The organism is Brevibacterium sp. CSND-B09 (genome assembly GCF_052906525.1).
Map to the genome: position 1 here is coordinate 3,926,777 of NZ_JBREGI010000001.1, position 17,548 is coordinate 3,944,324.

The 17,548-nt window shown below is 64.8% G+C and carries 15 protein-coding genes; 13 read left to right on the plus strand and 2 right to left on the minus strand.

What is annotated here, in order from left to right:
- Window positions 1–113 precede the first annotated feature (113 nt).
- The 9 genes from ACU4IU_RS17500 (at window position 114) to ACU4IU_RS17540 (ending at window position 10,011) form a co-directional block, all read left to right on the plus strand.
- Complete coding sequence (locus ACU4IU_RS17500; RefSeq protein WP_062242804.1) at window positions 114–593, plus strand: NUDIX hydrolase; 480 nt, start codon at window positions 114–116, stop codon at window positions 591–593.
- A 137-nt stretch (window positions 594–730) separates the two neighbouring features.
- Window positions 731–1,483: a YebC/PmpR family DNA-binding transcriptional regulator gene (locus tag ACU4IU_RS17505; RefSeq protein ID WP_139467356.1), complete on the plus strand. Its 753-nt coding sequence runs from the start codon at window positions 731–733 to the stop codon at window positions 1,481–1,483.
- Window positions 1,483–2,079 (plus strand): crossover junction endodeoxyribonuclease RuvC, encoded by a 597-nt coding sequence (gene ruvC, locus ACU4IU_RS17510; protein ID WP_139908129.1) that lies wholly within the window; start codon window positions 1,483–1,485, stop codon window positions 2,077–2,079. Before ACU4IU_RS17505 ends, ruvC begins: the two co-directional genes overlap by 1 nt.
- Window positions 2,080–2,144: 65 nt before the next feature.
- On the plus strand, window positions 2,145–2,741 hold the full coding sequence (ruvA, locus tag ACU4IU_RS17515; protein ID WP_420097236.1) for a Holliday junction branch migration protein RuvA: 597 nt from the start codon (window positions 2,145–2,147) through the stop codon (window positions 2,739–2,741).
- Entirely contained in the window at window positions 2,738–3,814 is a 1,077-nt protein-coding gene (ruvB, locus tag ACU4IU_RS17520; protein WP_139908128.1) for a Holliday junction branch migration DNA helicase RuvB, read from the plus strand. The genes ruvA and ruvB overlap by 4 nt, the downstream gene beginning before the upstream one ends.
- 80 nt (window positions 3,815–3,894) lie before the next feature.
- A complete protein-coding gene (gene yajC / locus ACU4IU_RS17525; RefSeq protein ID WP_446657459.1) occupies window positions 3,895–4,467 on the plus strand; it encodes a preprotein translocase subunit YajC in 573 nt (190 codons plus the stop codon).
- Between the two features lie 38 nt (window positions 4,468–4,505).
- Window positions 4,506–6,680 (plus strand): protein translocase subunit SecD, encoded by a 2,175-nt coding sequence (secD, locus tag ACU4IU_RS17530; RefSeq protein ID WP_446657460.1) that lies wholly within the window; start codon window positions 4,506–4,508, stop codon window positions 6,678–6,680.
- Window positions 6,677–7,693, plus strand: a complete 1,017-nt coding sequence (gene secF, locus ACU4IU_RS17535; protein ID WP_139908127.1) for a protein translocase subunit SecF — start codon at window positions 6,677–6,679, stop codon at window positions 7,691–7,693. Before secD ends, secF begins: the two co-directional genes overlap by 4 nt.
- Before the next feature lie 20 nt (window positions 7,694–7,713).
- Window positions 7,714–10,011 (plus strand): RelA/SpoT family protein, encoded by a 2,298-nt coding sequence (locus ACU4IU_RS17540; RefSeq protein ID WP_446657461.1) that lies wholly within the window; start codon window positions 7,714–7,716, stop codon window positions 10,009–10,011.
- Here ACU4IU_RS17540 and ACU4IU_RS17545 read toward each other — a convergent pair.
- Together ACU4IU_RS17545 and ACU4IU_RS17550 are read right to left on the minus strand one after the other, a co-directional pair.
- Window positions 9,990–10,544, minus strand: a complete 555-nt coding sequence (locus ACU4IU_RS17545; RefSeq protein ID WP_446657462.1) for a hypothetical protein — start codon at window positions 10,542–10,544, stop codon at window positions 9,990–9,992. The genes ACU4IU_RS17540 and ACU4IU_RS17545 overlap by 22 nt on opposite strands.
- Before the next feature lie 122 nt (window positions 10,545–10,666).
- Window positions 10,667–12,019, minus strand: a complete 1,353-nt coding sequence (locus ACU4IU_RS17550) for a DUF349 domain-containing protein (protein ID WP_139467349.1) — start codon at window positions 12,017–12,019, stop codon at window positions 10,667–10,669.
- A 119-nt stretch (window positions 12,020–12,138) separates the two neighbouring features.
- Here ACU4IU_RS17550 and ACU4IU_RS17555 point away from each other — a divergent pair, with 119 nt between their 5' ends.
- The 4 genes from ACU4IU_RS17555 to ACU4IU_RS17570 all read left to right on the plus strand — a co-directional run bounded on the left by ACU4IU_RS17555 (window position 12,139) and on the right by ACU4IU_RS17570 (window position 17,512).
- A complete protein-coding gene (locus ACU4IU_RS17555) occupies window positions 12,139–12,783 on the plus strand; it encodes an MBL fold metallo-hydrolase (RefSeq protein ID WP_446657463.1) in 645 nt (214 codons plus the stop codon).
- 151 nt (window positions 12,784–12,934) lie between these two features.
- On the plus strand, window positions 12,935–14,269 hold the full coding sequence (gene hisS, locus ACU4IU_RS17560) for a histidine--tRNA ligase (RefSeq protein WP_139467347.1): 1,335 nt from the start codon (window positions 12,935–12,937) through the stop codon (window positions 14,267–14,269).
- Window positions 14,270–14,327: 58 nt separating this feature from the next.
- Window positions 14,328–16,109 carry an aspartate--tRNA ligase gene (aspS, locus tag ACU4IU_RS17565; RefSeq protein WP_446657464.1) on the plus strand — a complete coding sequence of 594 codons (1,782 nt, stop codon included), beginning with the start codon at window positions 14,328–14,330 and terminating at the stop codon, window positions 16,107–16,109.
- Window positions 16,109–17,512 (plus strand): replication-associated recombination protein A, encoded by a 1,404-nt coding sequence (locus ACU4IU_RS17570; RefSeq protein ID WP_446657465.1) that lies wholly within the window; start codon window positions 16,109–16,111, stop codon window positions 17,510–17,512. Before aspS ends, ACU4IU_RS17570 begins: the two co-directional genes overlap by 1 nt.
- The last annotated feature ends 36 nt before the right edge of the window (window positions 17,513–17,548 follow it).

The window sequence follows — 17,548 nt, forward strand, 5'->3', positions numbered from 1 at the left end:
ACCGCGCAGAGCCGATATCGTTCTCTGGGCCGCTGTCGCGCTCTTGCCGAAATCCCCCAGCGTCATTATTCTGCAAACACTTGCCTCCCTTCGCCGCCGACCACTGGAGAAACATGAAACCTCGTAAAGCCTCACGGGTCGTATTACTCAATGAGCGCGACGAGGTTCTCCTGATCCGTGCCCAGGATCTGCTGACCCCCAGCCACCAATGGTGGATGACCTGCGGAGGCGGTTCCGAACTCGGCGAGTCGGCCGCGCAGACGGCGGCCCGGGAACTGGCCGAGGAGACCGGGATCGAATGCGAACCTCACGAACTCATCGGTCCCTTGGCCACGCGCGACGAGGTCTTCGAATTCACGGAGAAGTCGCTGCGCCAGGTCGAAACCTACTTCGCGTTCCGCACCAGCGAGGACATCGAGCTCGAAGACGCGGTCTGGACGGACATCGAGAAGCGCAGCCTGCTCGAATTCCGCTGGTGGACCCGGGAGGAGCTTCTGGCCACGACGGAGACGATCTATCCGAAGAACCTCCTCGGCCTCATCGACCTGGCCACCGCCGGGTCCGTTCCCGACGTGCCGCTGGTCATCGACTGAGCGCACGATCGCGCTCCGTAACAGGTCCGCAGTGCGGTCCGGTGGGAGTGCGCACGGAATCGCGAACGGGAAGTCTGCACGAGTCGGCGCGGTCAGCGTATAGACTTGAGAGGCTGTAACTACAGGAAGGAACACCAGTGTCAGGTCATTCCAAATGGGCAACGACTAAACACAAGAAGGCTGCCATCGATGCCAAGCGCGGCAAGCTCTTTGCCAAGCTGATCAAGAACATCGAGGTGGCCGCACGCAACGGTGGACCCGACCCCGACGGCAACCCGACGCTGTTCGATGCGATCCAGAAGGCGAAGAAGAACTCGGTTCCCGCGGACAACATCACCCGTGCGGTCAAGCGCGGCGGCGGTCTCGACGGCTCCGGAGTCAACTACGAGACGATCATGTACGAAGGCTACGCCGCCGGCGGTGTGGCACTGCTCATCGAATGTCTCACCGACAACCGCAACCGCGCCGCCTCCGAGGTGCGCGTGGCCGTGACCCGCAACGGCGGTTCGATGGCCGATCCCGGTTCGGTGACGTACAACTTCAACCGCAAGGGCGTCATCACCGTGGGCGCCGAGGAGACCGACGAAGAGGCCATTCTGCTGGCGACCATGGACGCCGGAGCCGAAGAGGTCAAGGAAGTCGGCGAGAAGTTCGAGATCATCTGCGAGGCCACCGACCTCGTGGCCGTGCGTACGGCCCTCGTCGACGCCGGCATCGACTACGACTCGGCCGAGGCCTCCTTCGTGCCCGAACTCGAGGTCAGCCTCGACGCGGAGACAGCGAGCAAGGTCTTCTCCCTCATCGATGCGCTCGAAGACAGCGACGAGGTGCAGAACGTCTACTCGAACGCCGATGTCAGCGATGAGGTCCTCGCCGAACTCGATGCCTGATGCGCATCCTCGGCGTTGATCCCGGACTGACCCGGTGCGGGCTCGGTGTCATCGACACCCTGCCCGCCCGGAAGGCGAAGATGGTCGCCGTCGACGTTCTGCGGACTCCTTCCGCCGATTCCGTCGACCTTCGTCTCGGCGCCATCGCCGAGGCGTTCGACAGCTGGTTGGACACGTACCGTCCCGATGTCGTGGCCATCGAACGCGTCTTCGCCCGCAACGATGTGTCCACGATCATGGGCACCGCCCAGGCATCGGGACTGACCATGGGATTGGCTGCCCGACGCGGGCTGCCCGTGGCCATGCACACCCCATCCGAGGTCAAAGCTGCGATCACCGGTTCGGGCCGTGCGGACAAGAAGCAGGTCACCTCGATGGTGACGCGGATCCTCGGACTCGACGCACCGCCGAAGCCCGCCGACGCCGCCGACGCCCTCGCGATCGCGATCTGCCATTCCTGGCGCGGGGCGCTGTCGGCCCAATCGACGCCGGGGGCAAATAAGGATCTGACCGAACGCAAGGCCGGCGGGAGGCAGGGAAGCGGACTGACGAAGGCCCAGCAGCAGTGGGCCGAGGCCATGCGGCGCGCCAAGTGAGCATGGGGGAGCGGGTGCCTGCTAACCTGGATTCGTACACGTGTTCCCCTTAAGAAAGGCTGTCCGTGATCAGTTTCCTCAGCGGTACGGTGCATCGGATCGCAGCTGACCACCTCGTCGTTCTCACCCACGGTGTCGGCCGGAAGGTCCACGTCACCCCCGATACTCTGGCTGGGACTCGGCACGGCGCCGAGATCGAACTGGTCACCAGCCTCGTGGTGCGCGAAGACTCGATGACGCTCTACGGCTTCGGCACCGAAGACGAGAACCACACCTTCGAGGTGCTGCTGTCGATCTCCGGAATCGGTCCGCGTCTGGCGATGGCGATCCTCTCGGTGATGGGACCTGACGAACTTGCCGCCGCGATCACGAATCAGGATGCCAACGCGCTCACCCGTGTCCCCGGAATCGGGAAGAAGGGCGCCTCGCGCATCATCCTCGAGCTGGAGAACAAACTGCCGAAGCTCACCGCTGCCTCTCCCGGACCCACTCTGTCCTTCGGCGGCGGCAACCAGCAGGTCGTCGACGCTCTTGTGGGTCTCGGGTGGAAGGAAGCGCAGGCTGAGGACGTCGTCGCCGACGTCGTCAAGGAGACCGGTGCTGATGCCGGCACCTCCGCGGTCCTCAAGGCCGCTCTGAAGGTTCTGGGTGCGAAGAGATGACAGGCTCGTTCGACCCCGACTCCTATGAGGTGGACTTCGGTGATCAGGACCTGACCGGAGCCGAACAGGAGAGACTCGTCTCCGGTCGTGCCGAGACGGCCGAACGCGATGCCGAGGCGGCGCTGCGTCCGAAGGGCCTGGCCGACTTCATCGGCCAGCCGCAGGTGCGTGAGCAGCTCTCCCTCGTCCTCGACGCGGCGAAGGCCAGACAGAAGGCACCCGACCATGTGCTGCTCTCCGGTCCTCCCGGGCTCGGCAAGACCACGCTGGCGATGATCATCGCCCACGAGATGAACTCGAGCCTGCGAGTGACGTCCGGCCCGGCCGTCCAGCACGCCGGTGACCTCGCAGCCATCCTGTCCTCCCTCGAAGAAGGCGAAGTCCTCTTCATCGACGAGATCCACCGCATGGCCCGGGCCGCCGAGGAGATGCTGTACGTGGCGATGGAGGACTTCCGAGTCGACGTCATCGTCGGCAAAGGACCAGGTGCCACCGCCATCCCGCTCGACCTCCCGCAATTCACCCTCGTCGGGGCGACCACCCGATCCGGTCTGCTGCCCGCGCCGCTGCGTGACCGCTTCGGCTTCACCGCCCTGCTCGACTTCTATTCGAGCGCCGATCTGCTCACGGTTCTCAAGCGTTCGGCCAGGATGCTCGGCATCGAATCCGAACTCGCCGGGCTCGAAGAGATCTCCACACGTTCCCGCGGAACACCGCGAATCGCAAACCGACTGCTGCGCCGCGTCCGCGACTGGGCCCAGGTGCGGGGGAGCGGAATCATCGACGAGGAGGCCGCCACCAACGCCCTGCGCGTCTACGAAGTCGACGAGCTCGGTCTCGACCGCCTCGACCGGTCGGTTCTGCAGGTTCTGTGCAAGCGCTTCGGCGGAGGCCCGGTGGGATTGGGAACCCTCGCCGTCTCCGTCGGCGAAGAAGCGGATACAGTCGAAACCGTGTCCGAGCCCTACCTCGTCCGAGAGGGACTGATCAGTCGCACCCCACGCGGCCGCGTGGCCACCACGGCGGCCTGGAAGCACCTGAAAATGCAGATCCCAGCAAACTATGAGTTCTGACCGTGCCTTTGAGTTCGCTATGAGAGGTGAGGACGAACTAAGCTGGTTCACTGATTCATTCATATGAAAGGCTGATATCTGTGGATTTGCTGATCCCTCTTGCGCTTGCCGCGCTGCTGATCTTTTTCCTGTTCAATTCTCGGCGTAAGCAGAAGGCGCGTGCGGAGCAGATCAAATCGGGCCTCGTGCCCGGCGCGACCGTGATGACGACCTTCGGTGTCTTCGGCACCGTGCTCTCCATCGACGAAGAGAACAACCAGGTGACCATCGAGTCGGGCCCCGGCACGGTTCTGCGCGTCCACCGCCAGGCCATCGGTCAGATCGAGAACAACCAGGCCGCGGCTCCCGTCGACGCTCCCGGTGCCGCAGTTCCCGCCGCCGATGCCGATGTCGACGCAGACGAGAAGCCGGCCATCACCGACGCCGAGCTCGATGCCATGAACGAACGCAAACGCGCCGAGAAGGACACCCCGGACGACCCATCCGATGACGTCATCGCCGATGAGTCCCCTGCGAAGACCGAGGACGCCGACGCCGAGGCAGTCTCTGAGACCGAGGACGTCGATGCCGAGGCCGCCGCTGAGACCGATGCCGACTCCGCCGCTGCGGAGTCCACGGACCCGACTGATTCGGATTCCGACAAGAAGAACTGAACCGTTCTCGCACTCTTCTCCCGACTGAAAGCTGAAACGTGTCCGATATCGAAGAAAAACCACGCCCTGGTTTGCGCTTCCTGTGGCTGACCATCATCACTCTGGTGCTGGCCGCAATCATCGCCGGCGGTGTCATCTGGTCGAATGCCACGACGACTCCGAAGCTCGCGCTCGACCTCGAGGGTGGAACGTCGATCATTCTGGAACCGCAGGTGTCCAAGGGCACGGACATCAGCAAGGAGCAACTCGATCAGGCCGTGGCGATCATCCGCCAGCGCGTCGACTCGACCGGTGTCTCCGAAGCCGAGATCACGACGCAGGGCGATCGCAACATCGTCGTGAATCTGCCGGGCAACCCCGACGAGGAGACCCGAAACCTCGTCCGCTCGTCTGCTCAGCTGGTCTTCCGTCGTGTGGCGCTGGTCGGTGACCCGCGTTCACAGGAACAGATCCAGAAGGAACAGGAGAAGAGCGGCGAGGAATCGGGTGGCGATGACGGGCTGAGCGACGAAGAGCGCAAACGTCTCGAGGACCTCACCGGCGCCGACTCGCAGGGCGATGGACAGAGCGAGGACCAGGCCCCGTCCGGCGGCGGCGAAGTCGTCAATGCCGGCGGCGAGACGAAGAAGACGGCCGAGTCCTCCGAGGAGACGAAGTCGTCGGAGTCGGAGAGCCAGGACGCGGAGAAGTCCGGAGAAGGCAGCGGATCGAGCGACAGCACGAAGGTCACCGACTCGACTCCTCGGCCCCTCTTCGATCCGGAGAAGGACGCCTCCGAATGGCAGTCCGACAAGATCATCAAGGAGTACACCGAGCTCGACTGCACGAACAAGAAGAACCGGACGGGCGGCCAACAGCAGCCCTCGGACGAACCGGTCGTCTCGTGCTCCGAAGACGGACAGGCGAAGTACATCCTCGGGCCCGTCGAACTCTCCGGCGATCACCTCGCCGATGCCAGTGCCGGCTATGCCGCAGGAGCCAATGGCGTGCAGACCAACAACCCTGCCGTCAACCTCTCCTTCGACTCCACCGGTCGTGAGATCTTCAAGCAGATCACCTCGGACATCACCGGCAAACAGCAGCCCTACAACCAGTTCGCGATCGAACTCGACGGTCTCGTGCTGTCGGCTCCGTCTTCGAACGCGGTGATCAACGACGGCAACGCCCAGATCACCGGCGACTTCTCCCTCGATGAGGCACAGACTCTGGCCAACCAGCTCAAGAACGGCTCGCTGCCGCTGAGCTTCCAGGTCCAGAGCGAGGACCAGATCTCGCCGACCCTGGGTTCGAACTACCTCAAGATCGGTCTGCTCACCGGCCTGGTCGGACTCCTCCTCGTCGTCGTCTACTCGCTGCTGCAGTACCGGGTGCTCGGCCTCGTCACCGTCTCGAGCCTCGTCGTCGCCGGTGTGCTCACTTACCTGCTGCTGCTCTTGGCATCGTGGAGATACGGCTACCGACTGTCCCTGGCCGGTGTCGCCGGTATCATCATCGGAATCGGCATGGCGGCGGACTCGTTCATCGTCTACTTCGAACGTGTCCGAGACGAACTGCGCAGCGGTCGCAATCTGCTCTCCGCGGTCGAGGTCGGCTGGGACCGTGCCAAGCGCACGATCTACGCCTCGAAGGCAGTGAACATGCTCGCCGCGGTCATTCTCTACATCCTGGCCGTCGGCTCGGTGCGAGGCTTCGCCTTCACCCTGGGCCTGACCGTGATCATCGACGTGCTCATCGTCTTCCTGTTCACCCACCCGATGCTGCAGTTCCTGGCCCGCACGAAGTTCTTCGGCGAGGGCCACCCGATGTCCGGAATGGATCCGCGTCTGCTCGGAGTCAAACCCGCCGCCTACCGCGGAGCGCTCAACCTGTCCATCGACGACAAGGACAAGACTCCCGAAGCCAAGCGGCGCGAGAAGGCACGGATGCGCAAGGCCGGGATGAGCACAGACGACAGCTCCGATACGACTGCTGCAGCAGCTGCGTCCGAGTCGGGGGAGACCACGACGACGTCCGAGACGGACAAGGCCGCGACCGGCAGGTCCACGACCACGAAGTCGAAGGCCACGAAGTCGAAGAGCACGAAAGCGGCGAAGTCCGCTGCTGCGACGGGCGGAATGACCATCGCCGAGCGGAAGGCCGCGGCCCGACGGGCCGAGGAAGACGATGCCGTCACAGACTCGACGGCTGACGACGGCAAGGAGGCTGACAAGTGAAACGGTTCTTTGCCTGGGGCAACCGCCTGCACAGCGGCGAATCATCGATCCCCTTCGTCGGCAAGGCGAAGCTGTGGCTGGCCATCTCCGGAGTCCTCGTCCTCCTGTCCCTGCTCGTCCCGCTCATCTTCGGCTTCAACTTCGGCATCGCCTTCAAGGGCGGTTCGCAGTTCCAGGTCGACCATGTCAGCGACACCTCGGCCGCCAAGGGGGAAGGCATCATCAACGATGTCGTCTCCGGTTCTGAGCCGCGCCTGACGCCGACCAGCGACACGGCCGTCCAGATCGAGACGAACCAGCTCACCGACCCGCAGATGCAGGAAGTCCGAGACGCTCTCGTCTCCGGCTACGACGTGAAGGTCGAAGACGTCACCTCGACGTTCGTCGGACCCGAATGGGGTCAGGACGTGACGTCGAAGATGATCCGCGCACTCGTCATCTTCGTGGCCATCGCCCTCGTCGTCATGGCCCTGTACTTCCGCACGTGGAAGATGTCGCTCGCGGCGATCGTCGGCCTCTTCGTCGTGATGATCGTGACGATGGGCATCTACTCGGCCACCGGCTTCGAAGTCACCCCGGAGGCCATCATCGGCTTCCTCACCGTGCTCAGCTTCTCGCTCTATGACACGGTGGTGGTCTTCGACAAGATCCGAGAGAACACGACGAGATTCGAGGAGAAGCGGAATCTCAAGTTCTCCGAACTCGTCAACCTCGGTGTGAATCAGACGACCGTGCGCTCGATCAACACCTCAGTGGTGTCGGTGCTCCCGATCGCCTCGATCCTCTTCATCGGTGTGTTCCTGCTCGGCGCGGGAACACTGGTCGACATCTCACTGTCCCTGTTCATCGGTACTATAGTGGCAGCCGCTTCGACGCTGTTCGTCGCGAGCCCCCTCTACGCCCTCCTCCGTGCAAATGAACCGGCGGTCAAGGCACAGGAGGAGGCCGTGCGTGAACTACGCTTGAAGGATGGGGGAGCAGACGTCCCACCGGTGACACACGCCGAAGTCTGATTCCCGAGAGAGGAGATGTTGTGGCTTCGTCCGCTGATTCGCGCCGTCCGCGAGGCATCTCCCGCTTAGCCTGGTGGGCGGCCAGGGCACAGAACAACCCTGGCTACCCGCGAGTGCTCGGCCCGATGATCCGGGCCCTGCAGTCGAACCATCCGAAGGCGGACATCGACCTCGTCGTCCGGGCCTACAAGGTCGCCGAGGAGGCCCACCGAGGGCAGACTCGCAAGTCCGGTGATGCCTATATCACCCACCCCATCGCGGTGGCGACGATCCTTGCGGAGATCGGCATGCTGCCGGTCACGCTCGCCGCCGCTCTGCTGCACGACACCGTCGAAGACACCTCGTACTCGCTCGACGAACTCACCGAGGAATTCGGCTCCGAAGTCGCGGCCATGGTCGACGGGGTGACGAAGCTCGACAAGCTCACGTACGGGCAGGCCGCGCAGTCCGAGACCGTGCGCAAGATGATCGTGGCGATGGCCAAGGACATCCGCGTCCTCGTCATCAAGCTCGCAGACCGCCTGCACAATGCGCGCACCTGGCGCTTCGTGCCCGCCTCGTCAAGCACGAAGAAGGCTCGCGAGACCCTCGACATCTTCGCTCCGCTGGCACACCGGCTGGGCATGAACACGATCAAATGGGAGCTCGAAGACCTGTCCTTCCAGGTCCTCCATCCCAAGGTCTACGACGAAGTGGTCCGACTCGTCGCGGATCGGGCTCCCGAGCGTGAGAAGTATCTGGCCACGGTCTCCGAGGAGCTCCAGGGCGAACTCAAGGAATCCGGAATAGACGCCTCCATCACGGGGCGCCCCAAGCACTACTATTCGATCTATCAGAAGATGGTCGTGCGCGGACACGAGTTCGCCGACATCTACGATCTCGTCGGAGTCCGCGTCCTCGTCGAATCCGTACGCGAATGCTACGCCACCCTCGGCATCGTCCACGCCCGCTGGAATCCTGTTCCCGGACGGTTCAAGGACTATATCGCGATGCCGAAGTACAACATGTACCAGAGCCTGCACACCACGGTGATCGGGCCGGCCGGCAAGCCCGTCGAAATCCAGATCCGGACCCACGAGATGGATCGCCGTGCAGAATTCGGCGTCGCCGCTCACTGGAAGTACAAGGATCTCAACAAGTCGTCGAAGGCCGTGACCTCGAACACCGCGCGTTCGGTGAAGGTCTCCGACGCCGGTGAGGTCGACGACGCCGCCTGGCTGCGACAGCTGCTGGACTGGCAGCGAGAGGTCTCCGACCCCGACGAATTCCTCGACAACCTCCGCTACGAGGTGAACTCGAAGGAAGTCTACGTCTTCACGCCCAAGGGCGAGGTGATGAGCCTGCCGTCGGGAGCCACCCCCATCGACTTCGCCTACGCAGTGCACACCGAGGTCGGGCACAAGACGATGGGCGCCCGCGTCAACGGTCGCCTCGTCGCTTTGGACACGGAGCTGAAGAACGGGGACTCCGTCGAGGTCTTCACCTCGAAGGACGAGAACGCCGGCCCCAGCCGCGACTGGCTCGGCTTCGTCAAGAGTCCACGTGCCCGCAGCAAGATCCGGCAGTGGTTCTCGAAAGAGCGCCGCGAAGAGGCGATCGAGAACGGTCGCGAACAGCTCGCCCGGGCGATGCGCCGCCATACGATCTCCGCCGCTTCGCTGATGAGCCAGGAAGCTCTCCAAGTCGTCGCCACGGAGATGCGTCTGCCCGATGTCAGCGCCCTCTATGCCGCGATCGGCAACGGCGTGTCTTCGGCTCAGCACGTCGTCGATCTGCTGGCCAAGGAAGTCGGGGAGGACGACGAGTCGGTCGTGCTGCCACCGGAGCCTCGCAACCGCACGGGACAGTCCTCAGGGCACCATTCCTCGTCCGAAGGCGTCATCGTCAAAGGCGTCGACGATGTGCTCGTCAAACTGGCTCGCTGCTGCACCCCGGTGCCGGGAGACGAGATCCTCGGTTTCGTCACCCGCGGTTCGGGAGTCTCCGTGCATCGCGTCGACTGCCCGAACGTCACCTCACTCAAACGTGAACCCGAACGCATGGTCGAGGTCTCGTGGGGCGAGAAGACGAGCGGAATCTACCTCGTCCAGATCCAGGTCGAGGCCCTCGACCGTGCCGGTCTGCTCTCCGATATCACCAAGGTGCTCACCGAGACCCATGTGAACATCCTGTCGGCGTCGGTCGGCACCTCCCGGGCCCGCGTGGCGCAATCGAAGTTCGTCTTCGAGATGAGTGACGCCAGCCATCTCGACACTGTGCTCTCGGCCGTGCGCAAGGTCGAAGGCGTCTTCGACGTCTACCGCATCTCCGGCGGCTGATCCTCTCTGTCCAGCGCCGCGCGCATCTGAGCGACGAACGGTCGACGGGTCACCTCGGTGAGGTAGTCCCGGAGACGGTGGCGAAGACCGCTGGGAATCTCCGCAATGATGCCCTTGAGCGCCCGCGGCGACTCCGCGGTCCAGTTCCGGAAGTGCGGGAAGAGCAGATCGTAGAGCGTGCGTTCCTCCGTGGTGATCGGCAGCCCGTCGATGAGGCACCAATCATCTTGCACCAGATTCGTCTCGTGGACGTCGAAACCGTCATCGGCGATCCACCGGCGCCTGGGCAGCGTGATGAAGCTCAGCGGAGCGGGAGCCCGGCCGAGTCCGCGGTGCACCCACCAAGCGCTGTCGTGGGAGAGCGCGAGTCCGGGCGGGATGAGCGAATGCAGGGCGGCCATCCGCTCAGCGGGGGAGAGGATCGCACCCTTGCGCACCCAGGTCGATTCGGTCAGTCGGATGAGCAGACCGTCGAGGGTGAGCTCGGTGAGCTGCTCGTACCCGAAGTCCCGCAGATGAAACAACGCCTCCATACCCGAACTATCGTCGGATGTGGAGGCGTTGACAAGACTTCGGAGAGCGCCTGTGGACAGGTGCTGACTCGAACGTCAGAAGCTGTGGACGAGCGCTGCGGCCTCAGCCGAGCACTGCGGCCTCAGTCGAGTTCTGCGGCTGTCTGGGCGAGCTGATCCCGCCAGGCGCGGCGAGCGTCGAGAGCTTCCTGCGCCTCGGCGACGGACTTCTCATCGCCCCCGGCCTTCGCGGCCTCGAGCTTCTTCTCGAGGTCGACGATCGACTCGTCGAGCTGACTCAGCGCACCCGAGGTGCGGGCCTTCGTCTCCGGGTTGCTGCGCTGCCACGCGGCTTCCTCGGCATCGGCGAGCGCGCGTTCGACATCGCGCAGACCGTTCTCCATCCGCGAGACATCGGCGCGAGGGACCTTGCCGGCTTCCTCCCACTGGTCCTGGATGGTGCGCAGCTCGCGCTTGGCCGCCACCGGGTCGGTGATCGGCAGCAGCGCCTGAGCCTTCTTCAGCAGCTCTTCCTTGACGACGAGGTTGCCCTTGAACTCCTCGTCCAGAGCGGCATTCTCCGCATCACGGGCGGAGAAGAACACGTCCTGTGCTGCACGGAACCGTGCCCACAGCGCATCATCGTCCTTGCGCGAAGCACGCGGGGCGCGCTTCCACTGGCTCATCAGGTCCTTGTACTTCTGCGACACGGTGCGGAAATCGGTCGAGGCCGACAGCGACTCCGCCTCGGCGACGATCTTCTCCTTGATCCGCTTGCCCTCGGCATTGACCTTGTCGAGCTCGGCGAAGAACTCTTTGCGCTTGTGTTCGAAGGTGTTCCGAGCCTGCGAGAACCTGCCCCAGAGCTCCTGATCGACGGCACGCGGCAGACGGGGTCCGCTGCGCTGCATGTCCTTCCACTGGGCGAAGAGCTCACGCAGACGCGCGCCCGACTGCTTCCACTGGATCTTCGACGGATCCTGCTTGGCCAGGGTCTCGGCCTCGACGACGAGAGCCTCACGATCCTCGGCAGCGGCGAGTTTCGCGGCCTGCGCCCGGGCCGCCTGACGGGACTCTGTGGCCTCGGCATCGGAGATGAGGGTGTCGAGAGTGGCGCTCAGCCCCTTGAGATCACCGACGACGTTGGCTTCCGGCAGTGATTCCTGCAGCGTCTTCGCCGCAGACACGACCTCACGGCCGGGAGCGCCGGCGGAGAGACGATTGCGCAGCAGGACCGCGCTCTCGGCGAGTTCGACGTACTTCTTCGCGAAGTACTCGAGAGCCTCCTCGGGAGTGGCGTCCGGGTACTGACCGACGGCACGTTCGCCCTCCGGGGTGGTGACGAACACATTGCCGTCCGAATCGGCACGACCATGAGTCACCGCGCGTGCCACCTCGGCGTCGTGGTCGATATGGCTGGCATTGACCACCTGTGCCGCCTGCGGACGCGGCAGCGACGACGGACGGGGGGTCGGCTTCGGTGTCGGGGTCGACATGGTTCTCACCTTGTTTCCATCGGTCGAACCGGCAGGTCATTCCACCCGCCGATCACTCGATTGTGGGATAGACGTTATCCCAGCATAACCATCGGCGGGCGTGTAGATAGACTTTGCACATGGATGTGTTCTCGACCAACGCCGAATTCCTCGACGTCAACTGCTATGCCGTGCGCGCAGACGGCTCCAGCGACTGCATTCTCATCGACTCCGGATACGACTGCGCCCCGGGCCTCGAGAAGCTGCTCAGCGAAGAGGGACTCGAACCTCAGGCGATCTTCCTCACCCACGGCCACCCCGACCATATTCTGGGCCTGACCAACGTGCTCGCCCGCTGGGACGTGCCCGTCCACCTCGGTGCCGCCGACCGTTACCGCCTGGATTCACCGGCCACGACGCTCAATCCGCAGTTCGCGGCAATGCTGGCGCCGCTCGTCGCAGACTGGAATGCCCCGGCAGCCATTGACGTCAGTGACGGTGAGAGCTTCGAGATCGCCGGACTCAGTGTCACGGCAGTCTCCGCACCCGGGCATACGGAAGGTTCCATGCTGCTGCGAGTGAAGGACGGGGACGAGGAAGTCATCTTCACCGGTGACGTCGTCTTCGCCGGAGCCATCGGCCGCGTCGACCTGCCCGGGGGAGACCCTCAGGCGATGTCCGAATCCCTGCGGGCATTCGCGACACTGCCGGACGTGCCGATCTATCCTGGACACGGCCCGGCCTCTCGCGTGAGCACAGAACTCGCGACGAATCCGTTCTTCTGAGGTCTGAGCGACCGAAGTCTCGGGTCTTCCTGCCCGAGGCGGTTGCGCAATCCCGGACGACACCACACTATTCAGACCCCACCCGATACAGACACGACACTATTCAGCGGCGCCGCACGGCACCGCAACCGCACCGAAAGCAAGGAGCACCATGGCGAAGTCAGCCCGTCTGTCCGGATTCCCGGAACGACTCCCGGCCGAACGCGTGATCGAGAAGACCATCATCGACACCCTCGAACACACCTTCGCCCTGCACGGGTTCTCCGCACTCAACCACCGCGCCGTCGAACCGATCAGCCAGTTGGCCAAGGACGGCGAGATCGACAAGGAGATCTTCGCCGTCTCCCGCCTCCACTCCGAGGGTGCCGAACGCAACCCGCTGGGACTCCACTTCGACCTCACGGTGCCCCTGGCCCGCTATATCGCCGACAATGCGAACGAACTGAGCTTCCCGTTCAAGGCCGCTCGCGTCCAGCCTGTCTGGCGCGGCGAACGGCCGCAGGCCGGTCGCTACCGTGAGTTCATCCAGGCCGATATCGACGTCATCGCCGATGGGGAGCTGCCCGGACACTTCGAGGTCGAGATCCCTCTGGCCGTGGCCGATGCATTCTCCCGGCTCGCCCCGCTCGGCGTGCCCGGAATCAAGATCGTCGTCAACGACCGCAGGCTGCTCGAGGGCTTCGCCCGCGGAATCGGGCTGACGAACATCCAAGCCGTGCTGCGCTGCCTCGACAAATACGACAAGATCGGCCCCGCCGAAGTGGCGAAGCTGCTGGCCGCCGAAGCCGACGCCGATGAGGAGCAGCAGCGCCTGTGCCTGGAGCTGGCCGCCATCGAATCCGACTCCCCGGACTTCGCCGACGAGGTGCGCGCCCTCGGCGTCGACCACCCCCTGCTCGAAGCCGGACTCGAATCGCTGACGACTCTGCTGCGAGCCGCAGCCGAACGCGCGCCCGGAGTCGTCGTCGCCCAGCTCAAGATCGCCCGCGGCCTCGACTACTACACGGGCGCGGTCTACGAGACCCAGCTGATCGGCCACGAAGAACTCGGTTCCGTATCCTCCGGCGGTCGCTACGACTCGCTGGTCACCGTGGGCAAGAAGAACTATCCCGGGGTAGGCATGTCCATCGGCGTCTCCCGCCTCATGGCGTTCATCCTCGGCGAGACCTCGGAGATCCGTGCCACCCGCGGTACCCCCTCGGCCGTCGTCATCGCCGTCACCGAGGAGGCCCGACGGGCTGACGCCGACGCCGTGGCCGCGACGCTGAGGTCCCGGGACATCCCGTGCGAAGTCTCGCCGAACGCTGCGAAGTTCGGCAAGCAGATCCGCTACGCGGAACGCCGCGACATCCCGTTCGTCTGGTTCACCGACGGTGAGTCCGGCCACGAGGTCAAGGACATCCGCTCGGGAGAGCAGACCACGGCCGACCCGGACACGTGGACGCCCGCGGAAGACGACCTCTGGCCCCGCGTGTATCGGAGCTGAGCGCGGGGCGACTATCATTGTTCAGGCGCTAGACCACAACATCACAAAGGAGCCCTAGGTGCTGCGAAGCCACGAAGCCGGAAGCCTGCGAGCCGCGAACGCAGGAGAAACCGTCACCCTCACCGGGTGGGTCGATCGTCGTCGCGATCACGGAGGTGTGGCCTTCATCGATCTGCGCGACGCTTCGGGAATCGTGCAGGTCGTCGTCCGTGAGGACGATGCCCACCAGCTGCGCAACGAAACCGTCGTCAAGGCCACCGGCACCGTCTCGGTGCGCCCCGAGGGCAACACGAACCCGAACCTGCCCACCGGCGAGATCGAGATCATCGACACCGCCGTCGAGGTGCTCTCCGAAGCAGCGGCCCTGCCGTTCCAGGTCTCCGACCACGCCGAGGACTCCGGCGCCGTGGGCGAAGAGACTCGTCTGCGCTACCGCTACCTCGACCTGCGCCGTTCGGGCCCGGCAAAGACGATCCGTCTGCGCTCCGATGTCAACAAGGCCGCACGGTCGGTCCTCGACGCCCACAGCTTCGTCGAGGTCGAGACTCCGACCCTGACGAAGTCGACTCCGGAAGGTGCCCGCGACTTCCTCGTCCCGGCCCGCCTCAAGCCCGGCTCCTGGTACGCCCTGCCGCAGTCGCCGCAGCTGTTCAAGCAGCTGCTTCAGGTCGCCGGCATGGAACGCTACTACCAGATCGCCCGCTGCTACCGCGACGAGGACTTCCGCGCCGACCGCCAGCCCGAGTTCACCCAGCTCGACATCGAAGCCTCCTTCGTCGAGCAGGAGGACATCATCGCACTGGCCGAAGAGATCCTCACCGCACTGTGGAAGCTCATCGGCTACGAGATCACCACGCCGATCCCGCACATCACCTACCACGAGGCGATGGAGAAGTACGGTTCGGACAAACCGGACCTGCGCTTCGGCCTCGAGCTGCACAACCTCACCGAGTTCTTCGCCGACACCCCGTTCCGCGTCTTCCAGTCGCCCTATGTCGGCTCCGTCGTCTACCCCGGCGGCGGCTCGCTGCCGCGTCGTCAGCTCGACGGCTGGCAGGACTGGGCCAAGCAGCGCGGGGCGAAGGGTCTGGCCTATGTGCTCATCGGCGAAGACGGAACCCTGTCCGGTCCGGTGGCCAAGAACATCTCCGATGAGGAGAAGGCGGGACTCGCCGAGGCGGCCGGTGCGCAGCCGGGCGATGCGATCTTCTTCGCCGCAGGTGATCGCAGTATGCGTGCCCTCCTCGGTGCCGCCCGCAATGAGATCGCCGAACGCACGGGTCTCATCAAGGACGGAGACTGGGCCTTCGTGTGGGTCGTCGACGCGCCTCTGTTCGAATCGGCCGCCGAAGCGCAAGCCGCCGGAGACGTCGCCGTCGGCGGCGGACAGTGGACAGCCGTCCACCACGCCTTCACCGCTCCGAAGCCCGAATTCCTCGACACCCTCGAAGAAGACCCGGGTGCCGCTCTGGCCTATGCCTACGACATCGTGTGCAACGGCAACGAGATCGGCGGCGGCTCGATCCGCATCCACCGCAAGGACGTCCAGGAACGGGTGTTCGAGATCATGGGAATCTCCGCCGAAGAGGCCGAGGAGAAGTTCGGCTTCCTCCTCGAAGCATTCAAATTCGGCGCACCCCCGCACGGCGGCATCGCCTTCGGCTGGGACCGCATCGTGTCTCTGCTGGCCGGCGTCGACTCGATCCGTGAGGTCATCGCCTTCCCGAAGTCCGGCGGCGGATTCGATCCGCTGACCCAGGCACCGGCCCCGATCACCGACGCCCAGCGCGCCGAGGCCGGAGTCGACTTCGAACCGGAAGACGACGACTCCGAGGCCTGATGAGCCACGAACCCAATCTGTTCTCCGACGGCCCGGACCAGGATTCCCCTGGTCCGGGCTTCGCCGGTTCCTCCGGGACCTCCTCGGGCAGGGCCCTGGACCCGCTTGCGGTGCGGATGCGTCCCCGGACCCTGGAGGAAGTCGTCGGTCAGGAGCACCTGACCTTCCCCGGGTCCCCGCTCAACCAACTCGTCGAAGCCAGCGGGGGAGACCGGGCGGGAGCATCCTCGGTGATCCTGTGGGGTCCGCCCGGAGTCGGAAAGACCACGCTGGCCCATGTCATCTCCCATGCCCCGGGCCGTACCTTCGTCGAGCTCTCCGCCATCACCGCGGGCGTCAAGGACGTGCGCCAGGTGATCGAGAGCGCCCGCCGCGAACGGGAGATGTACGGACGCACCACCGTTCTCTTCCTCGACGAGATCCACCGGTTCTCGAAGGCCCAGCAGGATGCCCTGCTGCCGGCGGTGGAGAACCGGCTCGTCGTGCTCGTGGCCGCCACCACGGAGAACCCGTCGTTCTCCGTCATCTCACCCCTGCTGTCGCGGTCGCTCATGCTCACGCTGCGTCCGCTCGACGACGAGGCGGTCGGCAATCTGCTCGACCGTGCCGTCGAATCCGATCGCGGCTTGGCCGGACAGTTCACCCTCACCGAGGAGGCCCGGAACTTCATCGTCCGCATCGCCGGGGCCGACGCCCGCCGATCACTGACCGTCCTCGAAGCTGCCGCCGGAATCGCCGCCGCGCAGTCGGAGGAGGCGGGCGACGAACCGATCGCGATCACCGAATCGGCCTGCGCCGAGGCGAGCAGCGAAACCGTTCTGCGCTACGACAAGAACGGCGACCAGCACTACGACGTGGTCTCCGCGTTCATCAAATCCATCCGCGGATCCGATGTCGACGCGGCTCTGCACTATCTCGCGCGGATGATCGTCGCCGGTGAGGACCCGCGCTTCATCGCCCGTCGCGTCGTCATCTCTGCGGCCGAGGACATCGGCATGGCCGACCCGCAGGCGCTGCCGATCGCCGTGGCCGCCTCGACCGCGGTTGCCAACATCGGCATGCCCGAAGGACGGATCCCCCTCGCCGAGGCGGTCACCTACCTCGCGCTGGCCCCGAAGTCGAACGCGAGCTACCGCGCCCTGGACGCCGCGATCGCCGATGTGAAGAACGGACTTGCCGGAGAAGTGCCGATGCATCTGCGCGACGCCCACTATCCGGGGGCGAAAGAGCTCGGTCATGGTGAGGGCTACAAATACTCGCACGACTATCCGCACGGGGTCGCCGATCAGGAGTACCTGCCGGAGTCGCTGCGTGGGAAGGCCTACTATTCTCCGACGGGCAACGGAATGGAACGCAGCATGGCTGAGAGGCTCGAGAACCTCAGGCGGCTGCTGCGACCCTGATAGCTTTGGAACAGACGCGGTGACGGGCAGAGACGT

Excerpts from the sequence above, each read along its gene's own strand:
- ACU4IU_RS17500 (WP_062242804.1), top strand. The coding sequence starts at position 114 with ATGAAACCTCGTAAAGCCTCACGGGTCGTATTACTCAATGAGCGCGAC.
- ACU4IU_RS17555 (WP_446657463.1), top strand. The coding sequence starts at position 12,139 with ATGGATGTGTTCTCGACCAACGCCGAATTCCTCGACGTCAACTGCTAT.
- ruvB (WP_139908128.1), top strand. The coding sequence starts at position 2,738 with ATGACAGGCTCGTTCGACCCCGACTCCTATGAGGTGGACTTCGGTGAT.
- hisS (WP_139467347.1), top strand. The coding sequence starts at position 12,935 with ATGGCGAAGTCAGCCCGTCTGTCCGGATTCCCGGAACGACTCCCGGCC.
- ACU4IU_RS17570 (WP_446657465.1), top strand. The coding sequence starts at position 16,109 with ATGAGCCACGAACCCAATCTGTTCTCCGACGGCCCGGACCAGGATTCC.
- ACU4IU_RS17550 (WP_139467349.1), bottom strand. The coding sequence starts at position 12,019 with ATGTCGACCCCGACACCGAAGCCGACCCCCCGTCCGTCGTCGCTGCCG.
- ACU4IU_RS17545 (WP_446657462.1), bottom strand. The coding sequence starts at position 10,544 with ATGGAGGCGTTGTTTCATCTGCGGGACTTCGGGTACGAGCAGCTCACC.
- ruvC (WP_139908129.1), top strand. The coding sequence starts at position 1,483 with ATGCGCATCCTCGGCGTTGATCCCGGACTGACCCGGTGCGGGCTCGGT.